At 53.7% G+C, this 20,084-nt stretch carries 15 protein-coding genes and 1 riboswitch; of the genes, 2 read left to right on the forward strand and 13 right to left on the reverse strand.

The genetic code is table 11. From position 1 onward, the window contains the following. Window positions 1–11: 11 nt before the first annotated feature. The 8 genes from glmM to MWU63_RS06040 form a co-directional block, all read right to left on the reverse strand. Complete coding sequence (gene glmM, locus MWU63_RS06005) at window positions 12–1,355, reverse strand: phosphoglucosamine mutase (RefSeq protein ID WP_247077246.1); 1,344 nt, start codon at window positions 1,353–1,355, stop codon at window positions 12–14. Beyond that, entirely contained in the window at window positions 1,352–2,371 is a 1,020-nt protein-coding gene (gene folP, locus MWU63_RS06010; RefSeq protein WP_213891207.1) for a dihydropteroate synthase, read from the reverse strand. The genes glmM and folP overlap by 4 nt, the downstream gene beginning before the upstream one ends. Window positions 2,372–2,410: 39 nt before the next feature. Then, the gene (locus tag MWU63_RS06015) at window positions 2,411–3,349 is read right to left on the reverse strand and encodes a dihydroneopterin aldolase (RefSeq protein WP_213891209.1); all 939 of its coding nucleotides are present in this window, start codon (window positions 3,347–3,349) and stop codon (window positions 2,411–2,413) included. 96 nt (window positions 3,350–3,445) lie between these two features. Continuing rightward, window positions 3,446–4,207 (reverse strand): cell wall hydrolase, encoded by a 762-nt coding sequence (locus tag MWU63_RS06020; RefSeq protein WP_246531862.1) that lies wholly within the window; start codon window positions 4,205–4,207, stop codon window positions 3,446–3,448. Between the two features lie 128 nt (window positions 4,208–4,335). After that, entirely contained in the window at window positions 4,336–6,876 is a 2,541-nt protein-coding gene (gene ppdK / locus MWU63_RS06025; RefSeq protein WP_213891231.1) for a pyruvate, phosphate dikinase, read from the reverse strand. A 205-nt stretch (window positions 6,877–7,081) separates the two neighbouring features. Continuing rightward, window positions 7,082–9,316 (reverse strand): glycine--tRNA ligase subunit beta, encoded by a 2,235-nt coding sequence (glyS, locus tag MWU63_RS06030; RefSeq protein WP_247077248.1) that lies wholly within the window; start codon window positions 9,314–9,316, stop codon window positions 7,082–7,084. A 2-nt stretch (window positions 9,317–9,318) separates the two neighbouring features. Then, complete coding sequence (locus MWU63_RS06035) at window positions 9,319–9,843, reverse strand: DUF6446 family protein (RefSeq protein WP_213891213.1); 525 nt, start codon at window positions 9,841–9,843, stop codon at window positions 9,319–9,321. After that, window positions 9,840–10,769: a glycine--tRNA ligase subunit alpha gene (locus tag MWU63_RS06040; RefSeq protein WP_213891214.1), complete on the reverse strand. Its 930-nt coding sequence runs from the start codon at window positions 10,767–10,769 to the stop codon at window positions 9,840–9,842. Before MWU63_RS06040 ends, MWU63_RS06035 begins: the two co-directional genes overlap by 4 nt. A gap of 149 nt (window positions 10,770–10,918) precedes the next feature. Between MWU63_RS06040 and MWU63_RS06045 the strand changes: the two genes are divergently transcribed. Then, entirely contained in the window at window positions 10,919–12,661 is a 1,743-nt protein-coding gene (locus MWU63_RS06045; RefSeq protein WP_213891216.1) for a serine protease, read from the forward strand. A 45-nt stretch (window positions 12,662–12,706) separates the two neighbouring features. Here the strand turns inward: MWU63_RS06045 and MWU63_RS06050 are convergent, their stop codons facing one another. Genes MWU63_RS06050 through MWU63_RS06060 form a run of 3 tightly spaced genes read right to left on the reverse strand, consistent with a single transcriptional unit; the run spans window position 12,707 to window position 16,700 of the window. Next, window positions 12,707–14,290, reverse strand: a complete 1,584-nt coding sequence (locus MWU63_RS06050) for a 5-guanidino-2-oxopentanoate decarboxylase (protein WP_213891218.1) — start codon at window positions 14,288–14,290, stop codon at window positions 12,707–12,709. After that, window positions 14,290–15,738 carry a TrkH family potassium uptake protein gene (locus MWU63_RS06055; RefSeq protein ID WP_213891220.1) on the reverse strand — a complete coding sequence of 483 codons (1,449 nt, stop codon included), beginning with the start codon at window positions 15,736–15,738 and terminating at the stop codon, window positions 14,290–14,292. The genes MWU63_RS06050 and MWU63_RS06055 overlap by 1 nt, the downstream gene beginning before the upstream one ends. Before the next feature lie 50 nt (window positions 15,739–15,788). Further along, entirely contained in the window at window positions 15,789–16,700 is a 912-nt protein-coding gene (locus MWU63_RS06060) for a DMT family transporter (protein ID WP_247077250.1), read from the reverse strand. 89 nt (window positions 16,701–16,789) lie between these two features. On the opposite strand from MWU63_RS06060, the gene MWU63_RS06065 reads away from it, so the two are divergent. Further along, window positions 16,790–17,293: a MarR family transcriptional regulator gene (locus tag MWU63_RS06065; RefSeq protein ID WP_213891223.1), complete on the forward strand. Its 504-nt coding sequence runs from the start codon at window positions 16,790–16,792 to the stop codon at window positions 17,291–17,293. Here the strand turns inward: MWU63_RS06065 and folE2 are convergent. Together folE2 and metZ are read right to left on the reverse strand one after the other, a co-directional pair. After that, window positions 17,268–18,371, reverse strand: a complete 1,104-nt coding sequence (folE2, locus tag MWU63_RS06070) for a GTP cyclohydrolase FolE2 (RefSeq protein WP_213891225.1) — start codon at window positions 18,369–18,371, stop codon at window positions 17,268–17,270. The genes MWU63_RS06065 and folE2 overlap by 26 nt on opposite strands. 95 nt (window positions 18,372–18,466) lie before the next feature. Next, on the reverse strand, window positions 18,467–19,648 hold the full coding sequence (gene metZ / locus MWU63_RS06075) for an O-succinylhomoserine sulfhydrylase (RefSeq protein WP_213891227.1): 1,182 nt from the start codon (window positions 19,646–19,648) through the stop codon (window positions 18,467–18,469). Between the two features lie 60 nt (window positions 19,649–19,708). After that, window positions 19,709–19,787, reverse strand: a riboswitch (SAM riboswitch). Window positions 19,788–20,084 lie beyond the last annotated feature (297 nt).

The raw sequence follows: 20,084 nt of genomic DNA on the forward strand, positions 1-20,084 counted from the left end.
ACAGATACGCGTCATCCGGCCGCAGAAATCGCATCGACAATTGAATCGACCACTTCATGCAGCAAATTTTCGTCTTCGCTTTCGCCCATGACCCGGATCAAGGGTTCAGTGCCTGACGCCCGGATCAAGAGGCGGCCATTCGCTTTGATCCGCGATTCGCCTTCGACGATTGCCGCTTTGACGGCTTTGGTGTCACGCGGGTCATTCCCGGCTTCGAACCGCACGTTTTTCAGCAATTGTGGACAGCGTTCGAAACTCTGCACCAGTTTGCTTGCGGGCAATTCGCGATGCGCCATTTCAGACAAAAACTGCAACCCGGCCACCAGGCCGTCGCCTGTTGTGCCATAATCGGTCATGACGATATGACCCGATTGTTCACCACCAAGGTTGAAGCCGCCAGCGCGCATTGCCTCGACAACATAGCGGTCACCGACAGCGGTGCGGTGCAGGTTTATGCCCTTGCCCGCAAGATAGCGTTCCAACCCGAGGTTCGACATGAACGTTGCGACCAGCGTGTTGCCTGCAAGTTTACCGCTTTCAGCCCAGCTTGTCGCAAGAAGCGCCATGATCTGGTCCCCATCGGCGACCCGCCCGTTTTCATCCAGTATCATCACGCGGTCTGCATCACCATCAAGGCAGATGCCCACATCGGCCCCATGCTGAACAATCGTTTCAGCTGCGGTCTGGGTATGGGTCGATCCGCAGCCTTCGTTGATGTTGAATCCATTCGGGCTTACCCCGACAGGGATCACTTCTGCCCCAAGTTCCCATAGAACTTCGGGGGCGGCTTTGTAGGCCGCGCCATTGGCGCAATCGACAACGATCTTCATTCCACTTAATCGGCGTTTGCCCGGAAAGGTGGTCTTGGCATATTCAATATAGCGACCGCGGCCATCGTCGATCCGCCTTGCACGGCCAATGTTGTTGGGTTGCGCGGGGCGAACCTCGCCTTCCAGCATTGCTTCAATCTCGATCTCGGCCTCGTCAGACAATTTAAACCCGTCAGGGCCGAAAAACTTGATGCCATTGTCATAATGCGGATTGTGGCTGGCTGAAATCATAATTCCAAGATCCGCGCGCATCGAATGGGTCAGCAGCCCAACCGCAGGTGTTGGTACAGGGCCAAGCAGCAAAACATTCATACCTGTCGACGTCAAACCCGCAGTTAGAGCGTTTTCAAGCATATAACCAGACAGGCGGGTGTCTTTACCAATCACAACGCGGTGGCGGTTCAGGCCATCTTTGCGAAAATACCGGCCAGCGGCCGCCCCAAGTTTCAAAGCAATTTCCGCAGTCATCGGATAGCTGTTGGCCTTACCTCTTACACCGTCTGTACCAAATAATTTTCGGCTCATTTTTGCCCCTGCTCAATGTTCTGAACTGCATTCAACAGGCTCAACGCCTGCCGCGTCTCTTTAATATCATGCACCCGTATTACCTGAACACCCTGCAATACAGCAGCTAAAGCGACGGCGATAGAGCCCGGCGCGCGGTCCTCCGCCGATGGCGCGTTTCCGACTGTACCTATAAAGCGCTTGCGGGACGCCCCAAGCAGGATCACACAGCCAAGCGAATGAAACAGGCTGATGCCGCGTAGAAGCGTGAGATTGTGATCAACCGTCTTGCCGAAACCGATGCCGGGATCAATCATGATCTGGTTGCGTGGAATGCCCGCCGCTACCGCTGCATCGACACGTTCTGAAAGGAAATCAAAGACATCCAGCAGAACATTGTCGTATTTCGGTGCCGCCTGCATGGTTTTCGGATCTCCCTGTGCATGCATCAGACAAACAGGAACAGTGTCCCTTGCAGCAAGGTTGGCCAGGGTTCTGTCGAAGGTGAGCGCGGAGACGTCGTTCACAAGATTCGCCCCTTCAGCCAGCGCTGCCTCGGCCACCTCTGTCTTTCTGGTGTCGATCGAAATTGGCAACTCAGAGCCGCTACGGATTGCCGCAATGACTGGCTTGGTGCGTGAAATCTCTAGATCTATTGGCACAGCTTCGGCGCCGGGGCGCGTTGATTCACCCCCAATATCGATCATATCGGCGCCACTGGTTTCCATTTGCCTTGCGTGACTGAGCGCCGCCTCGGGGGAATGGAAATGCCCACCATCGGAAAAACTGTCCGGGGTGACGTTCAGGATGCCCATCAAGCGCGGGGCATTAAAATGCAGCCCTGCCATTGGCGCGCGCGGGGCGCTGATTGCTTCAATCGTTGCTTGAGGAATATCCGCAATATCAACGAGTTCAGAAGCGGAATTGCGGTTAATTCGCTCAGCCTGAATGAACCATCCCCACCCCCCAGCCACTGTAATCGCGTTGGATGGGCGCACGGCATCTGTTTGCACGATTGGTCGGTAATACACATTCATAACCATCCCTTTCGACGATCAGGGAAAAATATGCAAGCTTCAGAACAGCGTTCTGTCTGTCAGCGCCACTTGGCGTGCTGGCACAGGTGCGTTCAGCGGTTTGCTTTCATCCACAACAATCAATTCAGACGCATGAAGAAGCCCCGCAAGCCAGACCGCCAATGCCTTGGCATCACGAGGCGATACAGACGGCCCGTCGACGGCATCCAGAATCATCTTTGACGGGGCCCATACGCTGATCTGCTGATGTTTCATGGCCCAGTCCAATTCTGTCCGGGTGTTCACCACGACACAACGCCCGTCCCTTCCCGCAAGAACCCATGCGTTTTGTTCGATCGCAAGCATATCAATTCTGCGCTGAGAGGCCGAGGACGATGACTGAGGAGCCAGGCTATCAGAGGCCCCAACACAAAGAACACCAGGTGCATCAGACGCAACAAGTGCGTCGATCCAGCCCGATAGGTTATCTGATCCTAAGGCTTCGTTTGACAAATAGACGACAACGGGTTGCTGCAAGCTTTCGGCTTCTGGCGGTTCAAGCGTGCCGTCAGATATATCTTTACGTGTTCTTACAATTTCAACACCAAGCGCGCCGGGCCCACGGTCCAGTTTTTCGATACGCACAAAAACCCGCATCGCCCGAGGTTCATGTAAAATGCGTTCGGCGACCCGCTCGGCAAGCGTCTCGAGCAAATTCAACCGCTCGTCTGACAACTCTGTCGCAATAGCCTCGGCAATCGTGTCGTAAGAAAGGATACGATCCACATCATCGTCAAGCGGGTCTGAATATGGCCGCACTTCGACGACGATATTAAACTTTAACCTTTGGGTCGTGCCGCGCTCTGCCTGAAACGCGCCAATTTCGACGTCAACAATATGATCACGCAAAGAAATTCTGTCACGCAGAGCGTTTTCTGCCGTGGCTTCAGCCCGTTCAGACGGGTGCGAAAAGGCGTGTTTAATGTCTTTGTTTGTCATTTCGTTCTCAGACTGCGTCGCCTGATAACCGTATCCTGATGAGCGGCTGACAAGAAGCCCTTAGGCGTCAGATTATACGCCATGTCCGACGTATAATCAGTTGCTGGAAAGCCGTGTTGGTGCGCGGTAAAAATGATGTACACCAATAGTTGTCGTACGTGGGAAACTACGTGCCCAACGCGGGTTGACTGACTTGGTGTGATAATGCGTTGCGCCGCTTGTCAGGGTGCGCGGTGTGCCATCAATCATCGCGCGCGCGATTTTTCCGCCACGTTCATAGGCTGCAGTTTCGTTGATTACTTCTTTTTGACCGTCACAGGTGTAGGAGAACTGGCACTGATAACGACGCCCGGTTCCCTGATTGACCACTCCACAAATCGTGTCGGGATAGCTGGCACTATCAACACGGTTCAAAATGACCTCTGCAACGGCGAACTGGCCGCGCACACTTTCTCCGCGTGCTTCAAAATACAACGCTTCGGCAAGGCAGCTCCATTCGTTACCACCGCTCGCACGGGGCAGCGATTTAAGCCATTCACGTGAATAGGTAATTTCGCTCCCGCCACCGTTTCGACGCGCGGATAAACGCGGTCGTGGAGGTGCCGTCAACTGGCGTAAACGGTCAGGGCGAACCGCGCTCAGGGCCTGTCGTTCGCTGCCCAAAAGCTGCGTCAGACGGCCATCCAAAGCCGCGGTTGGGTCGGTTGCTGTTGATACTCGTACTTCGGCATTGACCCCACCGGTCACACCCAGAAGTACCGAAAGGCAAAATGCCCACGTCAGCCGCACACGCATGTTCTCTAACCTTTTCAGATCCAAAAGCAGCGTCGCCCCCACAGCGACAACAGCGGCTGACATAATCCATTAAAAGCCATACGTCTACCCATGTGGCATTAATGCAACATAGTTTTGGCCCTATCTGGCTGACAAAAAGCTCAAAAAAACGCATTTCCAGCAGATGTTATCAAGTTAACCATCTAATATCATTAGTCTTTATCGGAAACAGTTTGTTCCTGTATCACGAGCTGCGCGGCAGCCAATCGAGCCACTGGAACCCGAAAAGGAGAGCAAGAAACGTAGTCAAACCCTGCACTGCGACAAAATGCTATAGATTCCGGGTTTCCGCCATGCTCGCCGCAAATCGACAATACCACGTCGGGGTTTGCTTCGCGTCCGCGCTCTGCCCCGATCATAAGTAACTCTCCCACACCTTCGGTGTCCAGCATATGGAACGGATCTTCGGGAAAGACGCCCTGTTGAACGTAATCACCCATAAAGCGGCCGGCATCGTCGCGCGACAACCCGTAAGTCATCTGGGTCAGATCGTTCGTTCCAAAACTCAGGAACGAGGAACAGGATGCAATATCGCTCGCCCGCAGGGCTGCACGCGGAGTCTCGACCATAACGCCTAGCCGATAGTCAAATTCAACGCCTTCAATTGTACGAACTGCAGCGGCAACCGCCTCGATCCTTGTCTTGACCAGTTCGACTTCACGCTTGGCACTTACAAGTGGGATCATGATTTCCGGCACAATGGGTGCGCCATTTCGGCTCGCTTCGATGGTCGCCTCGAAAATAGCGCGCACCTGCATATCGTAGATTTCGGGCACTGTAATTCCCAAACGCACACCGCGCATCCCCAGCATCGGGTTAAATTCAGCCAGCGCCTCGACCCGGCGCGTCACGTCAGACAATGGCAGATCCAGTGCACCGGCGAGTTCGCGCATACCTTCACGGCTATGCGGCAGGAATTCATGCAACGGCGGGTCAAACAAACGAATACAAACCGGCTGCCCCTGCATGATCTCAAACAGGCGCGTAAAATCTGCACGCTGCATCGGCAACAAACGCTCAAGCGCTGCGGCACGGTCTTCCGGTGAATCGGCAAAGATCATTTCGCGCATCACGGTCAGTCGATCATCTTCAAAGAACATGTGCTCTGTCCGGCACAGCCCAATGCCTTGCGCCGCAAAATTGCGGGCGGTTTGTGCGTCATCCGGGGTATCTGCGTTTGCACGCACCCCAATATCACGTATATCATCTGCCCAGGACAGCAGCGTCTGGAAAACACCGTCCAAAGCGGGCTCAAGTAAATTCACCGCGCCAACCAGCACTTCGCCCGTACTGCCGTCGATCGTGACAATGTCGCCTTCCTTAAAAATCCGCCCATCCAGCGTTTTCAGAATTTTGTCCCGGGTATTCAGGATCATCCCTCTCGCGCCGACAATACAAGGCAAACCAAGACCACGGGCAATCACGGCAGCGTGGCTACTCATTCCGCCGCGTTCTGTCAGAACCGCACTTGCAGAATGCATGCCACGAATATCTTCGGGTGCTGTCTCGCGGCGTACAAGAACGCAGGGTTCGCCCCGGGCGTCGCTGGCTTGTGCCGCAATAGCGGAAAACACGATCCGGCCCTGCGCGGCACCTGGGCTTGCGGCAATGCCTTTCAACGCAACGTCGCGGGTTCCCTTCCAGTCAACCTGCTTGTGAAGCAACTCTGTCAACGCCCTCGGCTCAACCCGCATCAAGGCTTCCTCGTGGGTGATAATACCCTCGTTTGCCATACTGACCGCCACACGAACGGCAGCACGTGAACTGCGCGGCACCCTGACCGCATCCAAAATGCAAAGCGCACCGTTTTCAATCGTGAACTCGATCTGCATCTCTTCGCGCAAGCGTGTACGGCACGCTACGCCATATTCGATAAGGTCGGCAAAACAAGCCTGACAGCGCTCTTCCATCGAAGGGCCGCGGTCATCCTTTGTCAGAAACAAAGCACCTTCACCGTCAATCAAAGCATCACGCCCCTGACTTTGGCTCAGGTAGCGTCCCTTAACTGTACGCTCACCCGTGATTTCACTAATGAACTGAATAACGCCAGACCCGCTCTCTCCGGCCCCGACACCCAGCGCCATTTTCTGAACCACCAGTCCCAAACCGGCATCCGCTGGCGCGCCTTTGGCCTGCCGCAGAATACGTGCCGTTGTTCCCTCCCAGGCGCGCGCCATGGATCGCAAAACTTCACTCAGCTGTTGCGCCGGATCCTGCGGAAATCTTTCATCAGTTTCATCCTCATAGGCTTGTAAAACCTGCTCCAAAGCGTCTGATGCATTTGTATCGACAACTTCAAATTCGTCCGGATCCAGCCGGGCCACGTGAATTGCATAAGCCTGGATGAACCGCAGGTAGAGCGCATCTGCTGCCTCTTTCCCGACCTCTTTGGCGATCTTAGCGTGGTGCGCATCGTTCATGCCAATATTCAGGATAGCACCGGGGCCACCCCAATCAGGGTCCTCGGAACTTGGGCGTACAGATACGATCGGGTCTTCGCCAAACTCGGCCATCATTGCAGCCGTGTCCGGCAAATGCCCTGCAGCAATAGAATGCACCGCATCAAACGCAAGCCCAAGGGTCTTTGGCACAGGCATATCAAGACGCAGCAACCGTTGCAGGCACTTTGCCCGTCCTCCGTGAAGCTGGATTTCGATCTCTGCACTTGGGGTTATCTCAGTGTACCCCGGCATCTCAGACTTTTTCCGCACTGCAGCATTCCTTTTGCGTCAGCGCAGCATAGCGCAGGAATGTGGTCTGACAAGGGCGTGGGTTCGGCTATATCGCCGCTATTTCACCAATTTCCACAAATATCCTCGTCGAAGACGAAAAACTTGCCCGGCAGCGCGCGCAGCGGCGAATAAACCACGACCAGTTTCAAAAAGGCCGCTTTTATCTTCAGCCTTCAACCTTTGTCAGATCAGCAACGCTCATACAAATGCTGCGTATCTGGTAGAGCAAATTAAGGCGGTTACGGCGCACAATCTCGCTTTCGGCATTAACCTGCACAGCCTCAAAAAACGCATCAATCGGACCGCGAAGCGCCGCCATAACATGCATTGCCCCTGCAAAATCTTCGGCTTTGATCGCTGGCGCGATATCATTCTCTGCCGTTTCCAGTGCGGCAAAGAGCGCTTTTTCCTCGCCACTTTCCGCAAATTTGGCATCGGCACCGTAAGAATATTCGACACCATCCTTTTCTTCGGCCTGACTGAGAATATTGTTTGCACGTTTAAAGCCCTGAAGCAGGTTTTCCCCGTCGTCGGTTTTCAGGAAGTCCGAAAGCGCCTCGGCGCGTTTGACCAAGAGGCTCAGGTCATCGTTGCCGGGCATTGCAAGACAGGCATCAATCACGTCATGACGCACACCCTTGTCGCGCAGGAATACCTTGAGGCGATCATGAAAAAAGGCAAGCAAGTTGATAGAACGATCCGGAAGTTGCGTTTCCATAAGCAAAACTTCTTCGGGCGCATCGCCTTCAAGCTTGTCCAGAACGGCCCGCGCTGCAGCCCCAAAGACACCATGCTCAGCGATTTCACCCAGCATATCATTCAGAAGAACCGCAGATTTAGATCCGTTCATACGATCTTTAGCGATTTCATGGCGTAACAACTGGCTATCAAAAAAGCGGTCACAGGAAAGTCGAACGTTGTTTTCCAGGATCAGGCGGATGACCCCAAGTGCTGCACGGCGCAATGCAAACGGGTCTTTGCTGCCGGTTGGCTTTTCGTCAATCGCCCAAAATCCCGTCAGCGTATCGAGCTTGTCAGCCAAGGCAACGGCGACCGAGACAGGCTCGGTCGGGACATCGTCAGAGGGGCCAAGCGGCGAGTAGTGCGCTTCGCAGGCATTCGCAACCGCTTCTGACAAGCCAGCAGCAGCGGCGTAGTATCGGCCCATCAGCCCCTGAAGCTCTGGAAACTCATAGACCATTTCTGAACTGAGATCTGCCTTGGCAACATACGCGGCCTTTTCGGCAAGTTTCGGGTCCGCCGCAACAAATGGAGCAATCTCACGTGCAAGTGCTGCGATCCGCTTAATCCGCTCTGCCTGCGTTCCAAGCAAGTTGTGAAAGGTTACATTTTCCAGTGCGTCGGTCCAAGTCGCCATTCCGGCCTTGCTTTTGGCAACGCGCAAATCATTTTCCCAAAAGAATTTGGCGTCCGACAACCGTGCTGACAAAACTTTTTGGTTTCCGGCCAGAATTGTGGTGCCATGATCTGCTGTTTCACGGTTCGCGACTGTCACAAATCGAACGATTTTTTCACTTTTCGGGTCTTTTACCGAGAAAAACTTTTGATGTTCGCGCATCGAGGTCTGGAGCACCTCTGGCGGTAAATCAAGGAAATCTTCGGCGATTTCACCCATCAAAACAACGGGCCATTCAACGAGCCCGGCAACCTCGGCCAACAAAGCGCTGTCTTCCACCACCTCTAGGCCCAGCGCAAAAGCCTGATTTGTGGCCTCTGCCCAGATATGGTCCGCACGTTCCTCTGCCGACAGTATGACATTTGCCGCTTTCAGCTTCTTCTCATAATCTTCGAAACTGCTGACAGCAAAGCGGCCCTTGCCCATAAAGCGATGACCCTCAGTTGTATCGCCCGCTTTGATGCCGTCAATCTCAAGCGGAACGACATCTGCACCAGCTTCGTTGCTGAGAATGCATAGGATGGAATGAAGCGGGCGCACCCATTTCAAATTGCCTGAGCCCCAGCGCATGGATTTTGGCCATGGAAAGTTTCGGATTGCTGTTTCAAGAACCTCTGCAACAATTTCAGCAGCAGGGCGGCCCGGTTTCTCAACTGCGGCGAACCAGACCTGACCTTTTTTGTCGTCCCGCGCTTCCAGTTTATCTTTTGTGAGGCCCGTTGCGCGCAGGAATCCTTCGAGCGCCTTTTCAGGTGCATCAGTCCGTGGGCCTTTGCGTTCTTCGCGCACAGTCGGGCTTTCCGCCAGCAGCCCGTCAACAGAAAGTGCAAGACGGCGCGGCGTGGAGAACGCGCCTGCGCTCGCATAGGTCAGGCCCGCGTCAACCAGACCGTCCGTAACCAGACGCTTCAGATCAGCCGATGCACGGCTCTGCATCCGCGCAGGAATTTCTTCGGAAAAGAGTTCAATCAAAAGATCTGGCATGGTCAGTTTCTTTCCGGTGGGGGTGGGCAGCCCTCGGGCAATGGTTGGCCGTCAAAGAGTTTGGCCCCGCATTCATTCAACTGGTGCCACACGAAGCCGCGTCCATCCTCCATGATGGCTACAACCCGGTCGAACCCATAGATAATGTCTGCCTTACCCATATATGCAAGTGCTGAACCTGCTTCCAGCGCCTCACCAATTTCGATAGCATCATAGCAGTCAAACCAGTTTGGTGCGGTCAAGGGAACAGCATCGTCATAGGGCACATAGGTTTCAGACAACATCGCATGACTATGGATTGTCGTGAAACAGGCCCGGTAACGAAGCGGCGAACTGTCAGCGTCGATGCCCTGAAAATCGTTTGCGACGATCGATTCAGGAGAGCCAGTGACAAGCGAGGTCAACTGAACCGGGTTTTCAGTTACTTCAACGTCATCATAATAGGCGTAAACCTGCAGATAGTAGAGTGCGACCCCTGCAATAAGAGCTGTCACAACGATCAATCCAGCCAGAATTTTTCCAGTCATGCAGTGTATCCCCCGGCATCGGTCTGCACAAATGCATCCGCGCATTTCTTGGCAAGCACACGGACCCGCCCGATATAGGCCTGACGTTCGGTAACCGAGATAACACCGCGCGCGTCAAGCAAGTTGAACATATGCGATGCTTTAATGCATTGATCATACGCAGGGTGAGCCATGACGATGCGTTTGCCGGTCTTTGGATCGTCATGCGTTGCAGCAAGGATCGCTTCGCATTCCGCCTCGGCCTCTTCGAACTGCCGCAGCAAGACCTCTGTGTTTGCTATATCAAAGTTAAACCGGCTGTATTCCTCCTCGGTTTGGCGAAACACATCGCCATAGGTCAATGGAATTGGCGCATCCGGTGCGTTGAACGGCATGTCCATAACGTGGTCAACGCCAAGAATATACATTGCAAGACGTTCAAGCCCGTAGGTCAATTCGCCCGAAACCGGTTTACAGTCATAACCGCCAACCTGCTGGAAATAAGTGAACTGGCTGACTTCCATGCCGTCGCACCAGACTTCCCAACCAAGGCCCCATGCGCCAAGTGTTGGAGATTCCCAGTCGTCTTCGACAAATCGGATGTCGTGCAGGTCCATATCGACGCCGATGGCCTCTAGCGAACCAAGATAAAGCACCTGAAGGTCCGGAGGGCTGGGTTTGATCAGCACCTGATATTGATAGTAGTGCTGCAAGCGGTTCGGGTTCTCACCATAGCGCCCGTCTGTCGGGCGGCGTGACGGCTGTACATATGCCGCAGCCCAGGGCGCAGTTCCGAGCGAACGCAGAGTTGTCGCAGGGTGAAATGTCCCTGCCCCGACTTCCATGTCATAGGGCTGCAGCACAGCGCAGCCTTTTTCGGCCCAATAGGCCTGCAGTCGCAGGATGATTTCCTGAAAACTGCGGGGGGTCTTCTTCACGCTTGTCATGTAAAGCCCTCTTGCAAAGCGCGTTCTGAATAGGCAACGCCGGAGCAAGGGTCAATTGGCGGAACGCATTATTCGGGTGCAAACCTCGTATCCTCTGTTACTTTCGAAATCGGAATCGCACATTTCAACGATGCGAGCGCGAGAGGGTAATGAAGAAACTAGTTTATTTTGTAATTTTCGCCGCGACGGTCCTGTTCCATCAAACAGCCGTTGCTCAAGAAACTGCCTGGGTTCAGATTGAAGCACATCCAAGTTTACAGCAGGGCCAGATACGCGCCCGTGCCTATGCGAGTGCTTTTGAGGACGTAAACGGATTTGCACTTAGGTCAGGATGGTATGCCGTTGTGATCGGCCCCTTCACCGAAGAAGGTGCAAACCAACGTCTGCAGGAACTGGTCCGCGAAAACCTGATCCCACGGGACAGCTACATCGCAGATGGATCGAATTTTCGTCAGCAGTACTGGCCCATTGGCGCGAACACGCGAACGGCTGAACCTATCGTGATAGAAGATCAGACGGCCGCTGCTGAAGAGACAACCGAAACTGTTTCGGTACAGTTGCCCGACGAAACCCCGCGCGAGGCGCGCCGAAGCGAGGCGGCACTCAGCCGCGAAGAACGGCAACTTTTGCAAACAGCCTTGAAATCTGAAGGGTTCTACAATTCCGCTATTGATGGAGCATTTGGTCGCGGCACCCGCACAGCAATGGAAACCTATCAAACCGCGATGGGGTATGATCCGACAGGTATTCTGACCACGCTCCAGCGGGAAAGACTAATAACAGACTACAATTCAATTCTTGAAGGTGTTGGACTGCGCTACCTTAGCAACCGCGAAGCCGGAATCGAGATTGAAATGCCAACCGCATTGGTAGAGTTCAGCCGCTTTGAACCACCATTTGTGCACTATGATGCCACGACCGATCTGGGTGTAAAGGTTTTGCTGATCTCTCAGGCGGGAACGCAGGCAACCTTGTTTGGTCTTTATGACATCATGCAGACCCTTGAGATTGTACCGCCCACCGGAACACGCGAACGCAATAACAGAAATTTCGAACTGACCGGGCAGAATGATCAGATCAGTTCTTACACCTATGCTGCTTTGGACGATGGATTGATCAAGGGGTTCACACTTGTCTGGCCCAGCGGGGACGAGCGCCGCATGCGCCGCGTTATCAGCGAAATGCGCAAAAGTTTCACACCCTTCGGCACAGACGCGCTGGATGAAACACTTGGCGAACCAAGCGAAGATCAGCGGATTGACCTGCTTGCCGGGCTCGAAATCCGCCAGCCGGATATGTCGCGTTCCGGGTTCTTCATCGACGGTGCAGGTACGGTCATAACCACCGCCGAAGTGGTTGAAGAGTGCCGCGAAATCACGCTGAACCGTGACCATGTCGCAGAAGTTGCGTTCAAGGATACAGAACTTGGTTTTGCTGTGCTGCGCCCAACTGAATCACTTGCGCCAATCGCCTTTGCGTCCTTCCGGCAAGGTGTGGCGCGTATCCAGTCTGAAGTCGCGGTTGCCGGGTTTCCGTTTGAGGGCGTACTTGATGCGCCGACGCTGACCTTTGGCCAGCTTGCGGACATTCGCGGGTTGAAAGGCGAAGACACCCTGCAAAGGCTTGCACTGGCACCGCAAGCCGGCGATGCTGGCGGGCCGGTCTTTGATACGGCAGGCGCGGTTATGGGAATGCTATTGCCGCGCCCCACTTCAAGCGGTCAGCAATTGCCACAAGACGTGAGCTTTTCAGCGAATGCGCGCTCTATCGGCGCGGCATTGGAGGCAAACGGTATCGTTGCATCAACAGCCGAGAGCAATGGCCAGATCGCGGCCGAAGACCTGACATCACGCGCTGCCGACATCACTGTTCTGGTAAGTTGCTGGAATTAAAAAACTTAAGCACGGATTGGGTGGGCTAGAGCCCACCCTGCCCGGTCAGTCATGAATTTCCGGTGTCACATAAATCAGCGTCGGGCCGTCGGCCTTAAGGGCGGACCGAAGTGCGTCCTGCAATTCTTCGATCGACTTTGGCGCCGCAGATTGGGCGCCAAAAGCCTCTGCCAGTTTACAGAAATCAGGGTTTTGGGCGATGACAGCGTTCGGTGCGATCTGAGAGCGTATCATGCTGTCCTCGATCTCTTTCAGCTTGCCGTTGTCCCAAAGGATGATGGGCAAGGTCAGACCAAGTTCAACCGCAACGCCAAGCTCCTGCATCGTGTAGTGAAACCCGTAATCGCCAATAATAGCCACGACTGGCTGATCACCTACACCGACCTTACCACCAATCGCGGCAGGCAGCGCATAGCCCAGGGTGCCAAATCCATATGGGTGATGCCAGTGACCCGGGTGGTCCATATCAATCACTTCTTTCGCGACGTAAGCAAATTGCGTCATGTCTGAGAAATACATCGTATCAGCCGGAAGCACCGCTTTGATCGCATCACAAAGCGGAACAATACCGGGGCGCTCCGCATCAGTTTCCGCACGCCAGCGGGCGCGGGTTTTGGCGACCTGCTCGGCTTTCCAACCTTTGGACATCGGGCCATCGATTTCTGCGAGAAGGTTCTCCAGAAAGGCACCTGCATCCGATAGCACGGTTTCATCCGCATGCTGCGCATCAAACAGGCTGGCGGGGTCAATATCGACGCGGATCAGCTTTGCAGTATGACCAAGATTGTCGCGCCAAAGATCGACTTCTGAGAGCGCTGTGCCAACCGCAATCACCAGATCAGCCGAGGCTATGACGTCTGCACTGTCTGGTCGCGCAAGATAGGACCCGTAGTTCAGGGCTTCATCCTCGGGCAAGATTCCACGGCCTGCATAGGTGGTGAAAGCTGCGGCACCCGTTTGCTTCATCACAGCGCGTGCTGAATCTGCCGCGGTTCTGGCTCCACCGCCAAAGACAAACATCGGTTTTTTCGCTTTTTTGAGGTCATCTGCCACGCTGGTTGCCTCTTGGCACTGGGCAATCGTCTTGGTCACGCGCGGTTCTGGCGCGGAGTCAGCAACCGCACCTAATACATCAATAGGCACTTGAATGTGCTTGGGGGTGTGGCGCTGCGAGGCAAATTCCCCAAAGGCGCGGTCAACTAACTGATAAGCGCTTTCTGCATCCATCGCCGTTTTGGACCAGTCACAAACGCAAGCGGCGGCAATTTCCTGATCCTTCATCTCGTGCAGGCGCCCGCGGCCCATGCCAAGATCGCCTTTGTTCAGGCAGGATGACACAACAAGCATCGGCACGGAATCTGAATAGGCCTGCCCCATCGGGGTCATGATGTTGCAAAGGCCGGGGCCGGTAATCACATAGGCGACGCCAGGCTTGCCGGTTGCGCGTGCATATCCATCGGCCATGAAACCCGCGCCCTGTTCATGACGCGCAAGAACATGGGTAATACCCGCCTCTTCGATTCCACGGTAAAGTTCAACGTTGTGAACACCGGGAATCCCAAAGATCGTATCGACATCGCGCGCTTTCAACATATGCGAAATCTGCGCACCAAGGGGACGTTCGGGCATTAACTTCTCCAGAATTGAATTGTGAGGATTGCATAGACGGCCAGCAGTTCTAATCGGCCAATCAACATGGCAGCGGAAAGCATCCATTTCGCGGCATCGTTCAGGCCCGAAAAATTCCCAGCGGGGCCTATTTCTGCTCCAAGACCGGGGCCGATATTTGCCAAAGCTGCGGCTGCACCGGAGAGCGAAGTGACAAAATCAAGACCTGTCATGCCCAACAGAACCGACAAAATGCCAAGCGTCACAACGAAAAACACAAAGAACGACATCACCGAGGAAAGTACGTCTTCGCTCACGGTGCGGCCCTGATACCGCGGCGTGAATACACCATGTGGCGCATGGATTTTACGGACCTGTGCGCTTACGGACGCAAACAAAAGCTGGTAGCGGAAAATCTTTATCGAACAGGCGGTTGACCCAGCACAGCCGCCGACAAGACCAATAAAGAAAAACATGACAACCGCAAACGAGCCCCACTGCATATAGTTTTCGCTTGCGTAACCCGTGCCTGTCAGGATCGAGACCACATTGAACAGCACCTTGCGAAACGTTTCGCTGTCAGTCTGTGCTTGTTGGGTCCATTGCCACAAGCTTAGTACGGCAATCAACACAATCGCGGTGGCAAAAAATGAACGGACCTGACTGTCTTTCAGCAAGGGTTTCGCGGTACCACCAATAAGCTGCACGTACCGAACGAATGGCAAGGCCGCTGCAAGCATGAAGAGTACCGAGGAATATTCGACACCAGCGGAAAACGCGCCAAAAGAATTGTCGTAATTTGCAAATCCACCCGTTGCAACGGTTGTCATTGAATGAACAACAGCGTCAAACGGCTCCATCCCGAAAGCGGAGTATGACAATCCGCAAAGGACCGTCAGCGAAATGTAAATCACCGAAATTCTTGAAGAAATCTCGGTCGCCCTAGGCAGGATTTTCCCAAAGGTATCAAACCCTTCAGAGCGGAATATCTGCATCCCGCCAATTCTGAGTTCTGGCAGGAACACCATTGCCACAACGATGATACCGATACCGCCGAACCACTGCAAAAGCCCCCGCCATAGCAGCAGACCACGCGGCAAATCCTCGAGATTAGAAAATACCGTAGAGCCGGTAGTTGTGAGCCCTGACATTGCCTCAAAAAATGCGTCAACCATACGGGCATCCGTTGCCCCAAACGTAAAGGGCAGTGCGCCAAACAGGGGCAGCGCCACCCAGACACCCGTGGTCAGCAAAAAGGTTTGCTGGATCGTAAGCCCTTGCTGCACACCATTCACACAGGCCAGCGCAATCAACCCACCAGTCAAGGCCGTGATAATCGCGCATTCCAGAAATATTGGCCAATGCGCATTACCATCCGCCAGATCCAACGCCATCGGCAACAGCATTGACACCCCAAGACAGGCGACAAGCAGGCCAATGACATATCCAACAGGGCGCAAATCAAACATAAGAGCAAGGCTTGGCCGTAGGTGGCTGAACTGTCAAGCCACAGCGAACATCAGGCAGGGTTGCTACGCTGAAATAATACTGTCCCACCCAGAATAAGGCCCGCAGAAACAAGGAAGTAGGCTGGCAGGGATTCCCCTAGGAAAAGAACTGAAACCGTTGTTCCCACAATGGCAGCGACAGAGCCAATTTGGCTAAGATAAACCGGCCCTGCAATCTTTTGCAGCACAAAATAGAAAACATAAAGCACTGAGAAAATTGTGATTTCAGTGAGAAGCAAAGCCAGGATTTCTGTAGAAGAGAATAATATTCCGACAACACCCGGCTCTGCCCAGACAAGAACCGGCAGCAAGGCGCCCGCGCCACCAAACAGCATCAGAGCCGCCAAAAAGACCGGAGAGACCCCCGTGGGCCAACGCAACGTGCGGTAAATATTCGCGATTGCAATCAGCACGGGCGACATCATTGCAAGTACAATCCAGAAGATAGTACCATCCGCGATATCAAGTTTGGATAGCGACAAAACAACCCCTCCGGCCAGCCCCGCAAACATGCCCATGACACGGCCCTGGCGTATCTTTTCGATCCCCAGCCCCAGGGCGATCGCATAAGTCAGCAGAATCGGAAATGCAAAACTCAGAGATAGAAAGCCTGCCCCGACATGGGGAACAGCCAGAAACGCGATCGCATTGGGAATGGCAAAGAAACTGCCCGCAACCACGCCATATTCAAGAGTACGCCGGTTTAAGACAACGGGTGCCCGCAACAAAAGTGCTGACACCACCAGCAATATGAGCGCTGCACCAAACATCGACACCATCAGAAAACCCAATGGCGGTGCGGCCGCTTGACTGGCGAGCTTTGCGACCACAAGCGAAAGGGCCAGCAGAACCCCAACAAGGCCAAGGCAAGCAACTGCGGCGAGCCCGGGATCATAAGTTTTATTGTTTGCGACATATGACATTTACTTCACCTTCGTAGAACGCTAGCTTTAACTTGATGAGAAGTATCTAATTGCTAAGTTTCTTAATATCAAGGTAAAAGGAATACAAAATGGATCGTGCTTCAACCGCTGTTGAACAATGGCGCAGGGAAATGCCTGGTCTTGACCTTCTTGCCATGGAGATTATCGGCCGCTTGTCCGAAGCATCACTGATCTTACGGCGCGACTGGCTGGAGCCTCTTTTTGCGGAACATGGCGTGCAGGCCGGCGAATTTGACGTTCTGGCAACCCTGCGACGCGCCGGTGCGCCCTATTCCCTGACCCCGACAACATTGTTTGAATCGGCCATGATTTCATCTGGCGGCATGACAAACCGGCTGGACCGGCTTGAAAATTCAGGATGGATCAAAAGATCGCCGAATCCAAATGACAGGCGTGGAACACTTGTCAGTCTTACTGACGAGGGCGTTGCCTTGTTAGACAAGATGGTTCCGGCGCACCTGAAAAACGAACAGGACGCGATCAAAACAATGTCGCCCGAAGAACAAGCGCAATTGAACCAGCTTCTCAGAAAATTGGTAAAAAGCGTCAGCCGACATGATAAAGCGTGTTGAACAATTTTGGATCAAGGCTCTCTGACAAAAACGTCTCTCCCTCGGTCAGAACACTCACCGCATCATGGCTGTGCAAACTCTCCTGATGGCTTGCGACGATTCGAAAATCCCCGACACGCGGATCGTTTTGCAACTCTTCGCTGAACAGACGGGCTGCATCTTCCACAAAAATGGGGTGCGCTGCATTCAGTTCAGCAAAGGCTTGTTCATCTTCGCGCTTTACCATCACCTGTGTCTCGGTCGGTACCGCGCGGCGGCACATATCAATCAGATCCTCAAACCATAGACAGGGTTGATCAGGCCGCAAAACAGCCGAAATGCGCGCGACAGAGCGCTGGGAATGCGGCGTTGCCAACTGTCCACGGAACTGACGCGCATGTTCGGAAAGTTCAAGCGAACAGGGGCATGTTGACGAATAAACATAGTCAAGATGTATGATTTTCTTAAATACGCCCCGGCTTTCCACCAGTTCCAGTGACAGATCGTAGTATTGATATCCGGTTAAGGCCGAGCGCAGAGAGTTCACGCGCATCGGGAATGAGAAGCGCATCTGAATACGGGCGTCAAAGCTTTCGAGATCTGTCTTATAATCGTTCAGTGCGTCCTCGATCACCTCCATACTGAAGGTTTTTTCGGAATGCGCGTAAAACGTGCGCATGATGCGCGACATGTTGATACCCTTTTTGCCCGCCTCAAGGCTCACCGTCCCCGTCACCGAGGTCTCTAACGTAAGGTCGCCGCCGTCACGCCTGTGAAAACGGATCGGCAGGCGGAAGTTGGAAACACCAACGTGTTGAATATGGCGTTTTGCGCCCTTGATCAGGCTTTCCGGGCCATTCTGAAGGTCTGGCAAGGACGCTTTATAGGCATCATCAGCCAAGAATTCTTCGGGATAAGCCCTTGCCAAGGCAGGATAATTCGCAAGTTCCTGATTTGGCAAAAGACGTGCCACAGCGGGGTGCAGCTCTGCAACCTCTGTTACTGTAGCCGTTCGGGCCCATTCCTGCAGGACCGCAAGCGCCTTTTCGGCGTCGGTTCTGCTTGGCTCGACATCGGTGGTCGGCGTATGGACATTCATTGTGTAACCCTCGCGCGCTGTCACAGGCCCCTAACTTAAAGAGTTTAGCACAATTTTTCCAATGCTTATGCGACAAACTCCCTGCCGGATGCGGCCTAAACGGCTTTTAACGCGGAGAGCAAGTCTTGGATCAGGTCATCTGTATCTTCGATTCCGACCGAAACGCGAACAAGCCCCGGGGTGATACCAAGCGACTGTCTTTGGTCTTCAGTCAGCCGCTGATGTGTTGTTGTCGCCGGGTGGGTAATGATGCTTTTTGCGTCCCCCAGATTGTTGGAGATCGTAAATATTTTCAACGCATTAAGGAAACTAAATGCAGCCTTCTGCCCACCCTTCAGATCAAGCGACAAAACGGTTCCACCCATTGTCATCTGCGACTTGGCAAGGTCAAACTGCGCGTGATCTGCTAGGAAGGGAAAGATAACTCTTTCCAGATCAGGATGTCCCTGCAACGCCTCTGAAATTGCCAATGCAGTTTCCCCCTGTGCACGACAGCGCAGATCAAGTGTTTCCATGCCTTTTAGCATGACCCAGGCGTTGAACGGGCTCATTGAGCCGCCTGTATGCTTCAAATAGGGTTCAAGCTTGCCCCGAATATAGTCGCGCGTTCCACAAACGACGCCGCCAAGGCAGCGCCCCTGCCCGTCTATGTGTTTGGTCGCGGAATAGACGATGACATCGGCCCCAAGATCAAGCGAGCGTTGGAAAATGGGTGTTGCGAAAACATTGTCAACAACAACAGTCGCCCCAACGGAATGGGCAATCTCTGAAACACCCGTGATATCAATAACTTCCAGTGTTGGGTTTGACAGCGCTTCAAGAAAAACCACCTTTGTATCTGGACGCATCGCAGCGCGCCACTGGTCAAGATCAGTGCCATCAACAAAGGTGACTTCGACGCCAAAGCGCTGAAGGATGTCTTCGAGAATGTAAAGACAAGATCCAAACAAGGCACGTGCGGACACAACGTGATCCCCTGCTTTCAACAGGCAGGTCAGCGCCGCATTCACCGCCGCCATGCCAGAAGCTGTCGCGAAAGCGTCTTCGCTGCCTTCCAGTGCCGCAATCCGGTCTTCAAACATGCGTACAGTCGGGTTGCCATAGCGCGCATAGATAAATTCGTCTTCGCCAGCTTCGATAAAGCGCGCTTCTGCCGCTTCTGCCGTATCGTAGACAAAACCTTGCGTCAAAAATATCGCTTCAGACACTTCACCATATTGGCTGCGCCGGGTCCCTGAATGCACGAGACGGGTGCGTGTATTCCAGTCTTTTGTCATCTCATCTCTCCTGCCCTACCGGACATAAAAAAGCCCCACCGTTCACAGACGTCGGGGCAATCGAAATGATCCCTGACCTCTTTAGCAGCATATTTAACGTGGCCCGCAATCCGGTATACAAATCGCCACAGAGTGAGGTTCGGATAGACCTGTTTGAGCGGCCCGTCAAGCGTCTATCAAAACGCGAGGGCCGAATTCAAACGCCTGGATAGAGGGTTTTCAAAAACGGGAGAGCTTATTTTCCACCGCTTTTAGCGAGAAAGCGGGCAAAAACGGAAGTGTTGCGATTGTAGAGTCACTAGGGTCAGAACCTATAAACTGAAAAAGAATGAAGGTCCGCATAGCGGTGTGGTTTCAACTGATCGCCGCAACACATGCTTCAAATTTCTCTGCTGGCGTTTGGTATTGCAAGGTCTTTCGAGGTCGCTCGTTGAGT

Origin of the sequence: Pseudohalocynthiibacter sp. F2068 (assembly GCF_023015645.1) — a bacterium.
Classification (GTDB): Bacteria; Pseudomonadota; Alphaproteobacteria; order Rhodobacterales; family Rhodobacteraceae; genus Pseudohalocynthiibacter; species Pseudohalocynthiibacter aestuariivivens.

Coding starts and splice junctions, on each gene's coding strand:
- MWU63_RS06015 (WP_213891209.1), bottom strand. CDS start 3,349: ATGACAAACAAAGACATTAAACACGCCTTTTCGCACCCGTCTGAACGG.
- glmM (WP_247077246.1), bottom strand. CDS start 1,355: ATGAGCCGAAAATTATTTGGTACAGACGGTGTAAGAGGTAAGGCCAAC.
- MWU63_RS06060 (WP_247077250.1), bottom strand. CDS start 16,700: ATGTCATATGTCGCAAACAATAAAACTTATGATCCCGGGCTCGCCGCA.
- MWU63_RS06020 (WP_246531862.1), bottom strand. CDS start 4,207: ATGTCAGCCGCTGTTGTCGCTGTGGGGGCGACGCTGCTTTTGGATCTG.
- MWU63_RS06065 (WP_213891223.1), top strand. CDS start 16,790: ATGGATCGTGCTTCAACCGCTGTTGAACAATGGCGCAGGGAAATGCCT.
- folP (WP_213891207.1), bottom strand. CDS start 2,371: ATGAATGTGTATTACCGACCAATCGTGCAAACAGATGCCGTGCGCCCA.
- MWU63_RS06035 (WP_213891213.1), bottom strand. CDS start 9,843: ATGACTGGAAAAATTCTGGCTGGATTGATCGTTGTGACAGCTCTTATT.
- ppdK (WP_213891231.1), bottom strand. CDS start 6,876: ATGCCGGGGTACACTGAGATAACCCCAAGTGCAGAGATCGAAATCCAG.
- MWU63_RS06040 (WP_213891214.1), bottom strand. CDS start 10,769: ATGACAAGCGTGAAGAAGACCCCCCGCAGTTTTCAGGAAATCATCCTG.
- MWU63_RS06050 (WP_213891218.1), bottom strand. CDS start 14,290: ATGCCCGAACGTCCCCTTGGTGCGCAGATTTCGCATATGTTGAAAGCG.
- glyS (WP_247077248.1), bottom strand. CDS start 9,316: ATGCCAGATCTTTTGATTGAACTCTTTTCCGAAGAAATTCCTGCGCGG.
- MWU63_RS06045 (WP_213891216.1), top strand. CDS start 10,919: ATGAAGAAACTAGTTTATTTTGTAATTTTCGCCGCGACGGTCCTGTTC.
- metZ (WP_213891227.1), bottom strand. CDS start 19,648: ATGACAAAAGACTGGAATACACGCACCCGTCTCGTGCATTCAGGGACC.
- MWU63_RS06055 (WP_213891220.1), bottom strand. CDS start 15,738: ATGTTTGATTTGCGCCCTGTTGGATATGTCATTGGCCTGCTTGTCGCC.
- folE2 (WP_213891225.1), bottom strand. CDS start 18,371: ATGAATGTCCATACGCCGACCACCGATGTCGAGCCAAGCAGAACCGAC.